11 protein-coding genes are annotated in these 16,200 nt (G+C 54.0%); 6 read left to right on the top strand and 5 right to left on the bottom strand.

Annotation, left to right across the window (positions count from 1 at the left end; genetic code table 11):
* Positions 1-11 precede the first annotated feature (11 nt).
* The 4 genes from AB4Y93_RS15635 (at position 12) to AB4Y93_RS15620 (ending at position 4,473) form a co-directional block, all read left to right on the top strand.
* Positions 12-1,127 (top strand): sensor histidine kinase, encoded by a 1,116-nt coding sequence (locus tag AB4Y93_RS15635; RefSeq protein ID WP_441893473.1) that lies wholly within the window; start codon positions 12-14, stop codon positions 1,125-1,127.
* Positions 1,128-1,248: 121 nt separating this feature from the next.
* On the top strand, positions 1,249-2,184 hold the full coding sequence (locus tag AB4Y93_RS15630) for an ABC transporter ATP-binding protein (protein ID WP_441893471.1): 936 nt from the start codon (positions 1,249-1,251) through the stop codon (positions 2,182-2,184).
* A gap of 14 nt (positions 2,185-2,198) precedes the next feature.
* Positions 2,199-3,323: an ABC transporter permease gene (locus AB4Y93_RS15625; protein ID WP_441893469.1), complete on the top strand. Its 1,125-nt coding sequence runs from the start codon at positions 2,199-2,201 to the stop codon at positions 3,321-3,323.
* A 1-nt stretch (position 3,324) separates the two neighbouring features.
* Entirely contained in the window at positions 3,325-4,473 is a 1,149-nt protein-coding gene (locus tag AB4Y93_RS15620) for an ABC transporter permease (protein WP_441893467.1), read from the top strand.
* A gap of 226 nt (positions 4,474-4,699) precedes the next feature.
* On the opposite strand, the gene AB4Y93_RS15615 is transcribed toward AB4Y93_RS15620, so the two are convergent.
* The gene (locus AB4Y93_RS15615; RefSeq protein WP_441893465.1) at positions 4,700-5,719 is read right to left on the bottom strand and encodes a zinc-dependent alcohol dehydrogenase family protein; all 1,020 of its coding nucleotides are present in this window, start codon (positions 5,717-5,719) and stop codon (positions 4,700-4,702) included.
* A gap of 138 nt (positions 5,720-5,857) precedes the next feature.
* Here AB4Y93_RS15615 and AB4Y93_RS15610 point away from each other — a divergent pair, with 138 nt between their 5' ends.
* Positions 5,858-6,826 (top strand): helix-turn-helix transcriptional regulator, encoded by a 969-nt coding sequence (locus AB4Y93_RS15610; protein ID WP_441893463.1) that lies wholly within the window; start codon positions 5,858-5,860, stop codon positions 6,824-6,826.
* A gap of 409 nt (positions 6,827-7,235) precedes the next feature.
* Here the strand turns inward: AB4Y93_RS15610 and AB4Y93_RS15605 are convergent, their stop codons facing one another.
* Together AB4Y93_RS15605 and AB4Y93_RS15600 are read right to left on the bottom strand one after the other, a co-directional pair.
* Complete coding sequence (locus tag AB4Y93_RS15605) at positions 7,236-10,271, bottom strand: SNF2-related protein (protein WP_441893461.1); 3,036 nt, start codon at positions 10,269-10,271, stop codon at positions 7,236-7,238.
* Positions 10,268-11,965, bottom strand: coding sequence for an SWIM zinc finger family protein (locus AB4Y93_RS15600; protein ID WP_441893459.1), 1,698 nt, complete (start codon positions 11,963-11,965; stop codon positions 10,268-10,270). The genes AB4Y93_RS15605 and AB4Y93_RS15600 overlap by 4 nt, the downstream gene beginning before the upstream one ends.
* Before the next feature lie 184 nt (positions 11,966-12,149).
* Here AB4Y93_RS15600 and AB4Y93_RS15595 point away from each other — a divergent pair, with 184 nt between their 5' ends.
* Complete coding sequence (locus AB4Y93_RS15595) at positions 12,150-12,710, top strand: DUF4362 domain-containing protein (RefSeq protein WP_441893457.1); 561 nt, start codon at positions 12,150-12,152, stop codon at positions 12,708-12,710.
* A gap of 162 nt (positions 12,711-12,872) precedes the next feature.
* Here AB4Y93_RS15595 and AB4Y93_RS15590 read toward each other — a convergent pair whose 3' ends face one another.
* The gene (locus tag AB4Y93_RS15590) at positions 12,873-14,198 is read right to left on the bottom strand and encodes an ABC transporter substrate-binding protein (protein WP_441893455.1); all 1,326 of its coding nucleotides are present in this window, start codon (positions 14,196-14,198) and stop codon (positions 12,873-12,875) included.
* A 103-nt stretch (positions 14,199-14,301) separates the two neighbouring features.
* Positions 14,302-16,107, bottom strand: a complete 1,806-nt coding sequence (locus AB4Y93_RS15585; RefSeq protein ID WP_441893453.1) for a sensor histidine kinase — start codon at positions 16,105-16,107, stop codon at positions 14,302-14,304.
* Positions 16,108-16,200: the final 93 nt, after the last annotated feature.

Below are 16,200 nucleotides of genomic sequence, written 5' to 3'. Positions count from 1 at the left end.
GGAGTCGCGACATGGAATTTTGGATCATTGGCAACAAGGCTGTATTGCTTTTCTACGTCATCTTCGTCTCTTATTCGGTCGTGCGCGGAGCGTCTCCCTGGGAGATACTAGCCTACTTGTCCTATTTATGCGTGAACATGACCATTCCGATTCTGAGAAAGCAAAGACGGTTTCAGCTGCTGGGATCTGTCGCTTCGGCCGTACTGGTCGCTCTACTCGCCTTTCGTCTGAATACGATTTTTATCCTTCTGCTGCCCATCAATCTCTATGAGATTGTGTTGTTGTCAGGAGGAAGGAACCGCTTCGCCCTGCTGCTCGGACTTGTGCCGCTGTTCCTCATTCCGGACGATGAGATACTGGTCTATCTTCTCGTAACCTCTTTAAGCTGTCTTCTCTACTATGGCATGCGGGTTTATACCGAGAAACTCGAGAAGATTGGCGAGGAGAAAGAGACGTTTCGCCTCGATCTACAGCGTCTGAAGCAATCCCTTAGCATGAACGAGGAGTATATTCGCCAATCCAAGTACACAAGCAAGCTGGAGGAGCGCAATCGGCTGTCGCAGCAGATTCACGACGAAGTCGGCCACGCGATGGCCGGGGCGCTCATCCAGATGGAGGCGTCCAGGCGTCTGCTCGGCACGAATCCGGATAAAGCCTCCGAACTACTCGGCAACGCGATCTCGATCTCCAAGGAGGGGCTGGAGCAGATCCGCCTTACTCTTAAAGATATGAAGCCTCGGTCGGAGGAGCTTGGCATTCACCGGCTTCGGCTGTTCGCGGATGAGTTGTCCGCCAATCACTCGTTGAACTCGACCGTCACGCATGCGGGAGATCTAGATGTGATCACGCCTCTTCAGTGGAGGATCATCCATGAGAACACGAAGGAGGCGGTCACCAATTCGCTGAAGTACGGAGGGGCGACCGCCATCGAGTTCGAGATTCGCGTGCTGAACCGCATGATCCAGTCCGTTGTCACCGACAACGGCAGAGGTGTGGACAAAATCGTCAAAGGGCTGGGTATTGTCGGCATGGAGGAGAGAGCCGCATCCGCGGGGGGCACCGTCATCGTCGACGGTGCCAAAGGCTTCCGCGTGACCACTCTCCTGCCCCTTCAGAAGGGCGGATGAAAGAACTCATGCTTCGAACATGAAATTTCTCATATGCAAAGGATGAACTTATGCACTGACATGAGGTCATCCTTTTTTATTAGAATAAAGTCATAAACAATAACGAATCGGAGTGATACGGATGAACGTATTGGAAATCCGCAACCTGACCAAAAAATTCGGCGACTTCATCGCCGTCGACAACATGAATCTTAGCATTCGTGATGGAGAAATCTTCGGATTCCTCGGAGCGAATGGCGCGGGCAAGAGCACAACGATCAACATGATCTCCTCTCTGCTGCGGATCACGAAGGGAGAGATCCAAGTTCTCGGCAGAGACATTGTGAAGGAGAATAAATTCGCCAAAATGAACATCGGCATCGTACCACAGGATCTCGCGATCTACGAAGAGATGACCGCCTACGAGAATGTGAGCTTCTTTGCCGGACTGTACGGTCTCCGCGGCTCGCTTCTGAAGGAACGCACGGAGGAGGCGCTAGAGTTCGTCGGTCTCGGCGACAAGCACAAAACTCTGCCGAAGAGTTTCTCCGGCGGCATGAAGCGGCGCCTGAACATTGCCTGCGCCATCGCCCACCACCCGAAGCTGATCATCATGGATGAACCGACCGTAGGTATCGATCCTCAGTCTCGTAACTACATCCTGAACTCGGTCAAAAAGCTGAATCAGATGGGCTGCTCAGTCATCTATACGAGCCACTATATGGAAGAGGTCGAAGAGATCTGCACACGAATCGCGATCGTCGACCATGGCAAGATCATCGCGGAGGGCACGAAGGAGCAGCTCAATTCGATCATTACCGATACGAAGGAGACTTGGATTGGCGTGAGGAATGCTGAGCATCTTGATCTGGATGCACTGAAGCGAATTACCGGCGTCAATTCAGCTGGGTTGGAGGAACAGACCATCAAGATCGTGTCGAGAGGCGAAATCAACAATCTTAATTTGGTTATCCAACAGTTGATTCGCGATCAAGTCGAGATCAGCTCGGTCGAAGAGCAAGCACCTAATCTGGAGACGGTGTTCCTGACCTTAACAGGCCGGAAACTGCGCGACTAAGGAGGACGAGGAACGTGAACGTGCTAAACATTGCGTTATTCGAAATCAAGAAGAGCTTGCGGGATAAGCGCACCCTGCTCTTTATGCTTGCTTTTCCAATCGTGCTTATTCTGATTCTCGGAACGGCACTAACAAACGCCTTCCATAACGGAATCGAAATTGGAGATATGAAGCTGCTTGTTAAAAATACCGCCCAGAGTCAGCAGCTTCAAAGCTATTGGAACGGCTTCGCTCAAACGATTAGCAAAGAAGGTGTCGAGTTAACAACCGCGGTGAACGGCATCGACGGCAAGGGAGCCGTCCAGGACAATCAATTTACAGCATACGCGGAGATTGACGACAATGGCATTCACTTCTACGGAAGCAGCCGTGAGACAATCTCTAGCAATATCATCCAAGGCATGCTAACCTCGTTCGCCGACAAGTACAACTTGGCTGCGGCAGCCGTAAAAATCGATCCCGAAGCGGCGCAGACCATCATCGCGGGATCCACATCTGCCGGTTCGTTCGTCCAGGAGTCCTCGCTCGATCCAGACCGTAAACCAGGCTCCATCGATTATTACGCGATTGCAGAATCAACATTGATTGCCTTCTATGCCTGCATGTCGGCTAGCTGGCTCATTCGCGGCGAAGTAAAGCGGAAGACGGCGCTCCGACTGGTCGCCGCCCCCATCGGGAAGTTGGAGATCTTCGCGGGTAAGGTGATTGCTAGCACAATCATCAACTTCCTGTGCATTCTAGCGGTCGTCTTGTTCAGCAAATACGCGTTCAACGCCAACTGGGGCCATCACCTCGGCTTTGTGTTCCTCCTGCTGTTTACCGAAGTTCTGCTGGCAGTCAGCTTCGGACTTGGCATCGCCTTCCTATTTAAAGACGATGCCGTCAACGCCGTCATGATGATTTTCGTTCAAGTGGCATCCATGGTCGGCGGCGCCTACTTCCCTGTCGATGAGGCATCCGGTGTCTTCGGCGGAATCGCGAACGTCTCGCCTCTTCGCTGGGCGAATGAAGCTTTGATGAACTTGATTTATAACGACGATTTGTATGCTGTGTTCCCGGTCATCGGGCTTAACACCGCGATAGCGGCAGTGTTCCTTGCATTCGTCGCCATTACGATGCGCAAACGGGAGGCGTTCTGACATGTCTAACATTCTTTGGATTACTCGCAGGCTGCTCCACTCGACCTTCCGCAAGAGATCGAGCTGGATCGTATACTTCGGATTGCCGATCGCCGCCATCCTGCTCTCCATGCTGATCTACGGAAGCTCCAGCGGCGGCAGCCTAAACGTCGGTGTCCTCAACCAAGACGGCGACAAGAACTTGACGCAAGATACGATTCATTTCGTCGAAGGATTGAACAACGTGAAGATCACGATAACGGATGAAGCATCTATGAACAAGGACATCGCTTCCGGCAAGCTGGACAGCGGTCTTATCTTCGAGGAAGGATTCGCGGACAGTGTCCAGGACGGTCATCCGGCCCATCTGCGCCTCGTCTCCGCCAAAGGCGCGGAAGTGACTTCTTACGTGAAGGCACTTCTTGATGGCTACCTCGGTAATGTCGCCGCTATTGGTCAAGCGACGAAGGACGACAAAGATGCGTTCGACGCCATCTATGCGGATTACAAAAAGTCCAGCTTCAAGTTCGACTCCGAGTCTCTTAAGGACACGGCGAAGTTTAAGGATATGACGTATCAATCGATCGGCTTCCTGCTGATGTTCCTTCTCACCTCCGCAGTCAACATGTGCGGGCTTATTCTTAAAGAGAGAGAAGATCGCACCTTCCTTCGTTTGCTCTCGTCACCGCTGTCGGCCCGGGGATTTGTGCTTGCGAACGTCCTGGTTACCTTCATAGTCCAGGTGCTGCAGATCGTCATTACGCTGTTGATCTTGAAGTATGCCTTCGGCATCGACTCCGGCGTTCCGTTCGGAGATATGCTCGGCGCGCTCCTCCTGTTCTCGCTCGTCGCCATCAGCCTCGCCCTGTTACTCACTGCATTCTCAAAGAACAGCAGAGGCGCCAATGCTCTTCAGACACTGATCATTACACCGACCTGCCTGCTTGCCGGCTGCTTCTTCCCATCCGAGATTATGCCGGATACCGTTAAGAAAATCTCGAGTTTCCTCCCGCAGCACTGGCTTCTCGATACGATTACGAAGCTGCAGAACGGCCAAGCGATCGGAAGTCTTGGGCTCAACTTGGCCATTCTCGTCGCCTTCGCTGCCTTGTTCACGCTGGTCGCCATATACCGTTTCAGCCGCAACAACGATGTAAGTCAGTTTATCTAAGCTTGCAAAAGTGCCCTCTCCCGATCAGGAGAGGGCCTGGATGGCTCTGAACTAACGTTTCCCGTCGTGAACTTTAGCGTTTATAGAACGAACTATAAATCATATAGTCCCCCATCTATTCCTCACTCTAGTACCTATTGGTTGAGAAACAGCAACAGCCGGTCGTTAAGACCGGCTGTTGCTGTTTTCTTATTGAAAGCTAAAGTTCCTCGTTAAGTACAATGAGTTACTCGTTCACGCGGATGACAACTTTGCCGAAATTCCTTCCATCCGAATAATACTGTATCGCTTTCTTAGCATCAGCAAAGGCAAATACAGAATCAATAACGGGCCGAATCCCCGTCTTAATAATCGTCTTGTTCATATCTTCGAAATCCGTCCGGCTCCCGACAAGCAGACGTCTTATTGTCAGCAATGATGCGGCAAGAACTGGTGGCTCAATCTCAATCATGGGGCGCTTGCCAATTGCTGTTACCAAAGCGATTTCTCCGTTTGGGGTGGTTGATTTTATCGATTCCAAAAGAGTATCAGATCCTCCAGTGTCTACGACTCGGTTCACCCCTTTGCCCTCTGTATAACTGCGTACAGCTTTCGACCAGTCTGGTGTCATCTGATAATTGATCACTTCCTCGGCTCCAAGCACACGAAGCCTCTCCGCTTTCTCATCGTTGGAAGTTGTGGAGATCACTCGAGCGCCTAGCGCCCTAGCCAATTGAACAGCGAACAGGGCGACGGCCCCCGTCCCCAGCGTGAGAACCGTATCATTGGCTTGAATCGGTTCGGGACCGTTTAATGCCGACCATGCCGTTAATGCAGCGCATGGCAGTGTGGCTGCTTCTTCCCAGCTGAGATGATCCGGGATGTGAATGACAGCTCCCGCAGGTATAACTGCATATTCCGCAAGCAAGCCATCCAACGTACAGCCAAACTGACTAAGCATTGACTCCCAAGTTAACTTACCACCAATCCATTGCGGAAAATAATTCGCCATAATACGGTCACCTGCGACTACTTGTTGCACGTTTGTCCCAACCGCGACTACTTCACCCACCCCATCGCTTACCGGAACGATATCCTTTACAGCTGGCAGGGGATATTTTCCGTTTAAGATCATGAGATCTCGCCTGTTAAGAGAAACTGCCCGAACACGAATCAGCACTTCATTAGGGCCAGGGGATGGAATATCTCGCTCTCGAAGTTCGATTCCATTCAAGCTGCCTACTTTTTCGAGATGGTATGCTTTCATTATCATTACTCCCTTCAAAAAGTCTCATCTTCATCGCACATATGCAACGAGACTTACTGTAAGAGTAGCAAGAAAACATGACAGGTACTGGCATCTTTTCGTGTTAAAATATAAAAAAACAGCAAGGGTTGAGTAGGAATGCATAAATCTCAGCGATTAATTCTATTAATGATGAAGATTAACGCACGAAAAACCTTCACCATCGGCGAACTCGCAAGGGAACTAGGCGTGTCTGAGCGCACGATTTCCCGGGATTTACTCGATTTAGGCGAGCTCGGCGTCCCCCTCTATTCGATTCAAGGACGTGGAGGAGGCTTCAAGATTTTAAAAGAACGGTTGCTTCCGCCAATCGCGTTTACTGAAAGTGAAGCGATTTCCCTCTTTTTCGCCGCGCAATCCTTGAAATATTACGGTTCGCTCCCATTTGGAGACGGGACGGAATCTGCAATGGATAAGTTTTATCACTATTTGCCTTCCGATGTAAAAGAACGCATCGATCGTTTAAAGAACAAAGTCGCCATCTGGAGCCCCAACCGCGAGATGTCTGCGGCATGCCTTCAAGTTCTGCTGCAGGCCATTATGATTCGGAGCACGGTAACTATTGAATACGGTACGAGCAATACGCTCGAAACCAGGAATATTCAGCCTCTCGGGCTTTATTCCGACCGTGGCTATTGGTATTGTCCGGCTTTTTGCTTCAATCGTAAAGACTATCGTCTGTTCCGTGCGGATCGGATACTTTCTGTGCAATTAAACGAAGCCATAGCCTATCAAGAGAAGTTGGATCTGAGTTCCATATTGGATTGGCCGAACGTGGAGATGGAAGATCCCAACAAAACGGTCCTGGTTGCTTCTTTAACACCGGCAGGGGTCAGAAAGCTTACGCCGAACGGCAGACTGTATCCTTTCATCGACCTTCATGAAGATGGCAGAGGAACACTTCGAGTGTCAATTCCCGTTCGGCAATTGGCTTTTTATGTAGACATGATTTGGGGGGTTAGTTATGACGCCAAGATCATAGAACCGGATGAAGCCGTGTCCATGATGGAACAACACATTGCCATGATGAAACAACAATATCTCATTAACCATCAGGTCGATTATTAATACATCCCTTCAGGCTAAAATGATCTCTTAATCTGATTGCTGTTGCTAATTTAAAAATGGCTCTGGAATGGTCCCGGTCATTGACTTAAAAATAGAAAACAACACATCAAAATAATGAAAGCTTCTGTTCTGTCCATTCTTTCCCCTCCCCTAATAAATTTGCCGTTATTTATGATAGATTTCACCGTAATATAACTATGAGCACAAGGTTTTCGTATCGTATATAAACAAAAGCCCACTCCTTTGATGAGTGGGCTTGAACAGAGCTTCTTTTATTACACTATCGTTCTTACGTCTTAGCTTAAGGATCTAAGGCTCAATCGCTTTGAAAGGCAGACCTTCCTTTGTTACTGAAGCAGATCAAAGCGCACGGGCAGCGCGTACAGATCTCGCTTTCCCGCGCCGACCGTTATTCCGACCAGTCGGACCGCAGCGTGAACAGGTCGCGCAGCGCGTCCGTCGACAGCTCCGTGATCCAGCCTTCCGAGCTCGTGATAACGTCGTCGCTCAGCTGCTGCTTGCTCTCGAGCATCTCGTCAATCCGCTCCTCCAGCGTGCCGAGCGAGATGAACTTGTGCACCTGCACGTCGCGTGTCTGGCCCATCCGGTAGGCGCGGTCCGTCGCTTGGTTCTCCACGGCGGGGTTCCACCAGCGGTCGAAATGGAACACGTGGTTCGCCGCGGTCAGGTTGAGCCCGACACCGCCGGCTTTGATCGATAGAATGAATACGTTAGGCTGTTCCGCTTCCGGCAGCTCCTGGGACTGGAACTGCTCGATCATCCGGTCGCGCGCCATCTTGGACGATCCGCCGTGCAGGTACAGAACGGGCTCGCCCAGCTCTCGGCCGAGCACCCGCTGCAGGATTTCGCCCATCCCGATGTACTGCGTGAAAATGAGGCAGCGCTCGCCCTCCTCTCGAAGCTCCTTCACGAGATCAAGCAGCCGTTCGAGCTTGGCGGAGCGGCCGATGAGCATCGCCGATTCGGCGGCTTCCTCGCGCTCGTCCTCCGGCACCGGCACGGCCTCCTTCGTCAGCAGCACAGGGTGGTCGCACAGCTGCTTCAGCCGCGTCAGCGCGGAGAGGATCGCGCCTTTGCGCTGAATGCCCTCCAGCTTCTTGACCTCGTCCATCAGCTCCTTCACAGTCTGCTCGTAGAGCGCGCTCTGCTCGCCGGTGAGATGGATGTACGTCTTCATTTCGTTCTTCTCCGGCAGGTCCAGCATGATGTTCGGATCCTTCTTCTTGCGCCGGAGCATGAACGGCTTCACGAGCCGCTGCAGCTCCTGCGTCCGCTTCTCGTCACGCTCGCGCTCGATCGCCTGGCCGAACCGTTCGGCGAAGGTACGGGCGGTGCCGAGATAACCCGGATTGGTAAAATCGTAGATCGACCACAGCTCCGCGAGCTTGTTCTCGATCGGCGTGCCCGTCAGCGCGATACGGTGCAGCGCGGGGAAGCTCTTTACCGCTATTGCCTGCTTCGTGCCGGCGTTCTTGATGTTCTGCGCCTCGTCGAGGCAGATTGCCGACCACGTATAGCCGCCGAGCAGCTCTTGGTCCAGCGTCGAAGTCGCGTATGAGGTCAGTACGAGATCGGCTTCCTCTGCTTCTTCGTAGAAAGCTTCGCCGCCCAGCCGCTTGCCACCGTAATGGAGCAGGATGCGAAGCGACGGCGCGAAGCGGCGCACCTCCTTCTGCCAGTTGCCGAGCACGGAGGTCGGACAGATCAGCAGGGCGGGACGGCGTCCTCCGTTCGCGGCCGCTTCCTCGGAGACGTGCAGTAGGTACGTGATGAACTGAATCGTCTTGCCGAGCCCCATATCGTCGGCCAACACGGCACCGAGCCCGATCCGGCGCAGAAACGCCAGCCAGGAGAAGCCCGCTTGCTGGTAGCTGCGCAGCTCCGCGCGCAGCGTCGGCGGTACGGGGATCGACGGCCAGTCCGTCTGCTGCGTCAATTGCCCCAAGAGCGTCGTCAGGTGAGCGTTCAGCTCGACGTCCACCTCCAGCTCGCCATCGTCCTCGCCGTTCTCTGAAGCGCCGCTTTCTCCAACCTTGCCCGCGGACGCCGGCATGTAGAAGTCGCGATTGCGGCGCAGTTGCAGCTGCAGCACGTCCTGGAAGGACAAACCCCGCCGCGAATCGACGCCCGCCATCGCCTTGCGGATCTGCGCGAGCAGGGCGGGATCGAGCGACACCCATTGGCCGCGGAATTGCACGAGCCGCTCGCCGCGGGCGACCAGCTCCTGGAACTCCAACTCGCTGAGGTCGGCGTCCCCAATAGACAGCCGCCAGTCGAATTCGATCAGCGCGTCGAGGCCGAAGAAAGACCGGCTGCCGCCCGCGCGCTCCCCTTCGCCTTCGCCTGGGCGCAACTTTGCGCGCAGGCGCGGCTTCTTGCGGCTCGCCTCCTCCCACCAGGCGGGCAGCAGCACTTGCCAGCCGGCGGCCAGGAGGCGCTGGCTGTCCATGGTCAGAAACTGCCACGCGTCGTCGTCCGACAGCGGGGCATTCAGCGCGTCCGCGGAGCTGCCTGCCAACCGGTCCGCTGGCAGGCTCGCGCGCAGATGCGCGAGCCAAGCCGCTGAGCGCTCGCGCACGTGCTGCGTCCAGCCGGCTGGCCACGTCCCGGAGGCTTCGCCGTCCGCGGCCAGCCGAACCGGCGCGAGCTTCGCCGGTTCAAGCTTGTCCTGCAGCAGTAGCACGAGGTGCCAACCGCCGGCTTCGGCGTCCTCCGGCTCCAGCAGCTGCAGGAGCGGCCGGAACGGCAACGTGTCGGCCTTCCAGCCGGCGGCAACGAGCCAGCCGCGCTCGTCGAGACCCGCGGCCACCGCGGCGCGGTCGGGCGCGAACAGCAGCGGAAAGTCGCGGCGCAGGTCAGCGGCGGCTTCTTCCGTGCCGTAATGGCGCTGGAACACAGCCGCAGAGAACGCTGCGCCTAAGCCAGCCCGGAAGGCCGCGTCCAGGGCTTCTTCTTCCCAACCGCCCGGCTCGTCCGTGCCGCCGTCCGCGAGCGTTCGCAGCACCCGGCGCGACTTCACGTCGAGCGCCGCCGTGTCCCACGTCCACCGCAGCTTGCCGGCCTTGTAGGCCTCGAAGCTCGGGACGAAACTCCGCTCAACGACGCCTTGCTCCAGCGCCGGCGCGAGCTCGGCGAGCCGCGCGGCGTCGCCTTCGAGCCGCCAGGTCACGTGCATCGGCAGCAGCCCGGGATCGGCGAAGAACGGGACGACCATCTCCGCCGGCAGCACGACGAGCTCCAGCTCGTCCCGCAGCCTCTCAATCTCGAGCTCCGTGCCGTAAAACGACGGCTCGTGTCGAGCGAACAGCCGCTGCTTGACGAGCAGCCCCGGCGCGTAGCCTGAGGCGTCCGTGCCGAAGATCAGCGCATCGCCCTGTTCGGTCAGGCTCGCTTGAATCGTAAGCGTATCGGCGTACGCATTCATGACAGCAGTCCTCCTTTGCGCAGTTCTTCCTGCAGCGCCCGCAGCCGGCTGTTCCGGCTCGCGAACGCGGCGATGAACTGCTCCCACCGCTCTATCTTCTTCAGGCGTGCGTACAGCTTGGCAAGCCGCTTCAACAGCTTCGCAGCCGCTTTGTAGCCGTCGCGGTTCTTCTGAAGCACATACCGTTCCACCGCCTGATGGTAGAAGGGCAGCAGCAGCTCAGGCGCGTCCTTCTCGACCGGCTTCAACGCGCTCACGCGGAACGACATCGGATCCTGGCCCATGCACATTTGCAGGTCGATCCAGCGGTCCCACCTGCCGTGCGCCACCAGCGCGTCCTCGTAGACGGTGCGCGAGAACGGCAGCATCACCTGGAGCGTGCGCCACATCGCCGGCTCCGCCTCAGGCAGCTGCGCCACGACCGCCGCCCAATAGTTTCCGTAGGGTGCGAGATCCTCGCCGCGGAAGCCGACGAGAAGTGGGCCGGTCTCCGCAAGCCAGTCGCGCAGCCGCGCCCATTGCTCCGCGCGCTCGAGGACGCCGAGCAGCGGCGCGATATGCTCCGTCTTCAGCATCAGCTTGCTTCCGTCCCGGGCGAGCAGAGTCCGCGCTTCCGCGTCGCGCGCAAGGTAGAGCAGGAGCAGGCACTGCGCGAGCGTCCACGGCAGCCGCGACAGGGCAGGGCCGAGCTCCCCTTCCGCCGCTTGCAGCTTGCGCAGCTCCTCCTCGTACAGCGGCGCGCTTCCGCCCGAGCCGGGACCGAGCCAGCCCAGCCACAGCGAAGCATAGAGCGCCGCGAAGCAGCCGAGCGTCTTATCCTCGGTCAGCATGCTCACCCGAAGGAAATCAGCCGTCTCTATCAACCGGTCCCAATATGCCGAGCTGTCGTCCGCCAGCGCCAGCTTGTCCTCGAGCAGGCTCCTTGCATGGCTGCGCAACCCGTCCACCGCGAGCTTCGTATGGTAGCCCAAGAACAAGCCCGATTGGCGCAAGTCCGCCTGGGCCGGCTTGACCATCCGCTCCAGTACAAACAGCAGAGCATGGAGGGTGAACAACTGTTCCAGCGCCCATGGCAGCACAGGCCGCATCGCCTGCAGGTCGGTGAGCAGCTCGCCGGCCTCCTGTGCCGTGCGGATCTGCAGCTGCATCGGTCCGCGGCGCGCCAGGAACCGCTCGTGCCACTTTGCCACGGGGAGCTCAGTCAGCTCCGCCTCCGTAAAGGTCGGCCGGACGGGCCGAGGGGCCGCCGGCGCGGCGCTGTTGCCAGCCCGGGATGGCGCTTCCGCGACTACTCCTTCGGTGCCCGCGCGGGCACGTCCGCTTCCGCTGTCCGGCTTGCCTCCGGCGGACGCGCTCTTCAAAGCGTTGCGCGCGTTGGCGAGCGCCTGAATCGGCCGGCCGCACAGATCCGCGTAACGCATCAGGGTCGCGGCCATGTGCGTACAGGCGCGGTTCGCGGAACATGCGCATTCGCTCACCGCAAGATCTTCTAGATCGACGGCGACGTCGTACATCCGATTATCCTTGACGCGGGCGTCCACGTGCACGCCGTCGTCGCGGAGCGCCAGCTCCTCGACCCGCCCCTGTTTATAATATTGAAACCCCCGTATGATTGTCAGTTCGTCGAAGCACGCGGCAACGCCCTCCAGCAGCCTCCGCCACGCGTCGTCATCCAGCATGTAGTCCATATCCATAATCCGTTGACTCCCGGTACATCGTAATGTATTCTTAAAACTTCGCTCTCTATTATACCATCTCTACCGCCCGCGGGACCTGAACGCCCCTTAAAATTCGGCCATACGTGCTAACGATCACGGATAGTTTAATAATGAAACATTCGTACTCTTTGCAACGTTCTTAGTTGTGAGGTGAAAATACATGTCCAAATGGATATTAACATTAGCGGCTGCATTGGTGCTGCTATCGGGGTGTAGTGAGAAGTCAGGCAGTCCTGGGGACAATACGACTAATCCTACCACCGCTCCTGCACCAGGGGAGACGGTTGCACCGCCAGCGAAGCCGAAGGCGTTCCCCACTGTGTCAGATCCTTACGATGCTGATCAAGCAGCAGCGAATGGAGATATCGTGAACGTTCACGGGAAGATGTATAATCTCGACAAATGGAAGCTGTTTCTGGCGAATCTCGACATGGGCATGCCAGATCAGGTACGTATTACGCAGTATACGATTGAAGGTGACCCGATCTTCTATGAGCTGAACTATGACGGGGCTGAGGCGATTACGTATACGTACGACAACTCGATGGACGGATTCGGCAGCGATTTAGGTCGTCCAAGTACGGTGTGCCGAGGTATAGAGCTTAAGGAGAGCAAAGAATTAGGCTCCCATTACGAGCTAACGGGTTGCGATAATAATGATACCAGTAATTCATTCTGGTTCAAAAACATAGTGGTCGAAGCCGAGCAGGGCAGCCAATAAGCATATATAACACATAACTACGCAGGTTGTTTAGAATTAATCGCTCATTAAAAGGGGCACAGTATATTACCTCTAGAAACGATCAATAAGCTAAATACCAACCAACTGCGACATGATAGCGATGAACAAACAAAGCCGCCCCAGAGAGGACGGCTTTGTTTGTTATTTAGGGGCAGCCTTTTGCCACTGCTCGCGAAGCTGTTGTGTTTTCTTGTTCCAGGCTTCTGTCTCTGGGATGAGATGGTTCACATCATAGTTGTTAAACACGATTTCGTTGATCATATTCACCCAGTTGTAATCGGAAAAGCCGGGGATTGTCGCGCCTGGCAGGACGAGTCCGTTATCTTTTGTCATCTTAACGGCTTCGATATTCCGGCCTTGCCAGATCGGTGCTTTATCGATGTAGTCAGTCAGCTCAGGATCAATAACGGAGGCGTTGGCACCTTCGTCAATCTTCCATTTCTGTGCTTCAAGCTCGAATTGAAAGCTGATCCATTCATACGCCTCCTCCTTATGCTCTGAGCTGCTGAGTAAAGCGAGTGGTCCATAGATGTGGAATGAATATTGGTTCAGCTTTCCCCGGGGGAAGGGCAGAATATCCCAGTTAAACTTCGCCTCCCGCTGCAGGCGGGGCAGCAGCCAGTCTCCTCCTATTTCGAAGGCCGTCTTTCCGTTCATGAAATTTTTAACGAGATCGCCTTCTTGAGCAGATCTGTACCAGGAGAGCATGGAGCCATCCTTCGTGACGAACTCCGTCAACCAACGTACATCATCCAGAACAGCCGGCATATCTAGCAGGCTCTTCGTCATCGCTTCGTTCATATAAGCCAGATTCGGAACATGTCCGTCGGCAGCAGCTTTCAGCGGAAGGAGGCGCATCACGAACTCATTGCTGGTAGTAAGGCCATATTCGCCTGCCCCTGGATCGGTTACTTGCTTCGCTATATAACGGAAATCATCAAAGCTCCACGTATTAGGCGGCATCTGTACGCCATGCTTTGCAAGCAGATCCTTATTAACGACGATCCACATCGGCACGTCCACGAACGGGACAGCGAGTCTGCTGCCGTGGAAATTCATCGTATCGAAATAACCGTCCGGCAGCACTTTGTCCTGGAAGGACTCGTCATTATCCATGTATGGCTTTAAATTAGCCAGCATCCCTTTCTGCTCATAAGTAAGCAGATCCCCTGCAATCCAGGTCAGGTCAGCAGGTGTTCCCGCTTTCTCCAATTCCTCGATCTTGGCCATAATAGTCGAATCATTCGCCTGTACCATAACCGGTTCGATGGTAATCCAGGGATACCTCTCATGGAACATATCATAGAGCTGTTGATACCGGTCATCTGCCCAAGTGAGCAGCCTTAGCTTAACGGGGGCTGGTTCCTGAATTTTGTCTGACGGTTTAGGTGTATAGCTGGAGCAAGAGACAAGAACCAGAACAAGTGTCAGGAGTAAACTTCCAACAACCCTATGTTTGTTTTTCATTTGATACTCCTCCTTAAATGAATTGCCACACAAGAGGTAGGGCATCTACCATTTGTGGTGATTCATACTTCGAAAGCATGTCTCCTATGATATAACTCTTAACTCATTGTTGGATGGAATCCAGCTCTTGCCCTTCCTTCAGAATCGGATGCCTTAACGTTATCTTCGTCCCAGCGTCCGGCCCGGTTACTATCTTTAGTTTATAGGCCTCGCCAAAATACAGCTTCAGCCGGTCGTTCACATTGCGCAGCCCTACTCCTCTTCGCGATTGCGAGAACTTGCTGCCTGCCAGCTCTTCCTCTTGTTCGAGCTGATCGAGCACATGCTGAGGAATTCCTTTTCCATTATCGGCAATGTCAATGACAATATCGTCATCCTCTTGCCTTGCGGCAATCATAATTTTCCCTTTATCAAAATTATCCCTTACACTATGCTGAATCGCATTCTCTACTAAAGGCTGCAGCAGAAGACGCAGGAACGGCAAATCAAGCGTTGCATCATCGCAGGAGTACAGGATGCGTACGGTTTTCCCCATCCTTGCCTGCTCAATAGCCACATATGCTTTCACCTGATCAAACTCACGCCGAAGCGTCGTAATCTCTTTCCCTTGATTGAGACTGAGACGAAGCAAATTGCCAAGCGCCGATACCATTTCGCTTATATCGCTCCTGCCGTGATTTTCCGCCTTCCACCGGATCGACTCCAATGTATTGTATAGAAAATGTGGGTTAATCTGATGGCTCAGCACCTGGAATTCCAGTGCTTTCTTGTTCCGTTCCGAACGCGCCGCATCTTTAATCAATCCATCAATTCGCTGCACCATACTTCCGACACTCCGGTACAGCCATCCTACTTCATCCTTACGAGATGACCAAGGTGATAAATAATGAAGATTATCCGATTCAAGCCTGCGCATCAACCGGACTAAATGAGCAATAGGCTGCGTGTAGGTAACGGTAAGATAGATAACAACACTTATACAGCAGATCAAATAAACGATAAGAAAAATAATAAGAACTTTATTAATCTCATCAATCGTGCCCGTCAGTTCCTTAAGTGGAGTCAAGCTGACGATTGTCCAGGGATGATTAGCCATCGTCACATAAGTCGCCAGATAAGTATGACCGCTAATGGTGATCGACTTAGAACCGGAATCGCTTGTTTTCATAAACGAAATAAAAGAATCGGACGGAAACGGCTGCCCGGTCCATTCATTGACAGCGGAATCGTAATGGACGATTCCCTTCTCGTTCACGAGCAGCAGCTTCTGATCCTTCAACTGATCGGAAGGGGAGAAATAGCGCACCAGGAAATCATCGGACAAGTCGGTCGCAATAAGACCCCGCAGCTTGGAATCATATAGTCCGGAGAACCGTTTCACATAAGTAAGCAGCGGCTTCGCATATCTCCCTTGCTTTGGCATGGTCAAATACCAGATCGGCTCCACTGTTGCCCTCGAGCGTTGAAACCAATATTGATCGCCAATACGAACCGATTCATCAATCGATCTCATATACGAAGGGTATTTCGTTGGATGGATTGGATACACCTTCACCCGGAAAGCATCGATGACTGGTGTCGTATGAATGAGCGTCGTCAGCATATTCACCGCAAACGATTCTTCTTCCGAGTTATCAATCGGTTCCTTGTACAGCAGGTCTTGAACGCCTTTATTGCCGATCACCTCGTTCACCTGCTCATTGAGATTGTTCAGATATATTTCGAAGTTCTTCTTAGCCTGCTGCAAATAACTCATCGTCATCTTCGCATTCGCGTCGGATATCCCCTCAATAGATTTGATATGGGAATAGTAGGCAAATAGTAGGAATGGAACAATGATGATGAGCAGAAATATAAAGATCATACGATTGCGGAAGGAGGATGCCAGCCGGAACGATATTTTTCTCACCTAATAAACCTGCCTTTCATGTAAAGAAAAAGCGATAAAAATGAACATTAAAGTTTACTTATGCCTCATTGTAAGGGAATGCCCTATTCTTTA

This window comes from Paenibacillus sp. YAF4_2 (genome assembly GCF_052113225.1).
Classification (GTDB): Bacteria; Bacillota; Bacilli; order Paenibacillales; family Paenibacillaceae; genus Pristimantibacillus.
The sequence above is the reverse complement of the archived record's forward strand: the minus strand, read 5'-3'. Positions and strand labels throughout refer to the sequence as shown.

What these genes read in the sequence shown, in the direction of transcription:
- AB4Y93_RS15595 (WP_441893457.1), top strand. Translation starts at nt 12,150, where the DNA reads ATGTCCAAATGGATATTAACATTAGCGGCTGCATTGGTGCTGCTATCG.
- AB4Y93_RS15590 (WP_441893455.1), bottom strand. Translation starts at nt 14,198, where the DNA reads ATGAAAAACAAACATAGGGTTGTTGGAAGTTTACTCCTGACACTTGTT.
- AB4Y93_RS15615 (WP_441893465.1), bottom strand. Translation starts at nt 5,719, where the DNA reads ATGAAAGCATACCATCTCGAAAAAGTAGGCAGCTTGAATGGAATCGAA.
- AB4Y93_RS15610 (WP_441893463.1), top strand. Translation starts at nt 5,858, where the DNA reads ATGCATAAATCTCAGCGATTAATTCTATTAATGATGAAGATTAACGCA.
- AB4Y93_RS15605 (WP_441893461.1), bottom strand. Translation starts at nt 10,271, where the DNA reads ATGAATGCGTACGCCGATACGCTTACGATTCAAGCGAGCCTGACCGAA.
- AB4Y93_RS15635 (WP_441893473.1), top strand. Translation starts at nt 12, where the DNA reads ATGGAATTTTGGATCATTGGCAACAAGGCTGTATTGCTTTTCTACGTC.
- AB4Y93_RS15600 (WP_441893459.1), bottom strand. Translation starts at nt 11,965, where the DNA reads ATGGATATGGACTACATGCTGGATGACGACGCGTGGCGGAGGCTGCTG.
- AB4Y93_RS15630 (WP_441893471.1), top strand. Translation starts at nt 1,249, where the DNA reads ATGAACGTATTGGAAATCCGCAACCTGACCAAAAAATTCGGCGACTTC.
- AB4Y93_RS15620 (WP_441893467.1), top strand. Translation starts at nt 3,325, where the DNA reads ATGTCTAACATTCTTTGGATTACTCGCAGGCTGCTCCACTCGACCTTC.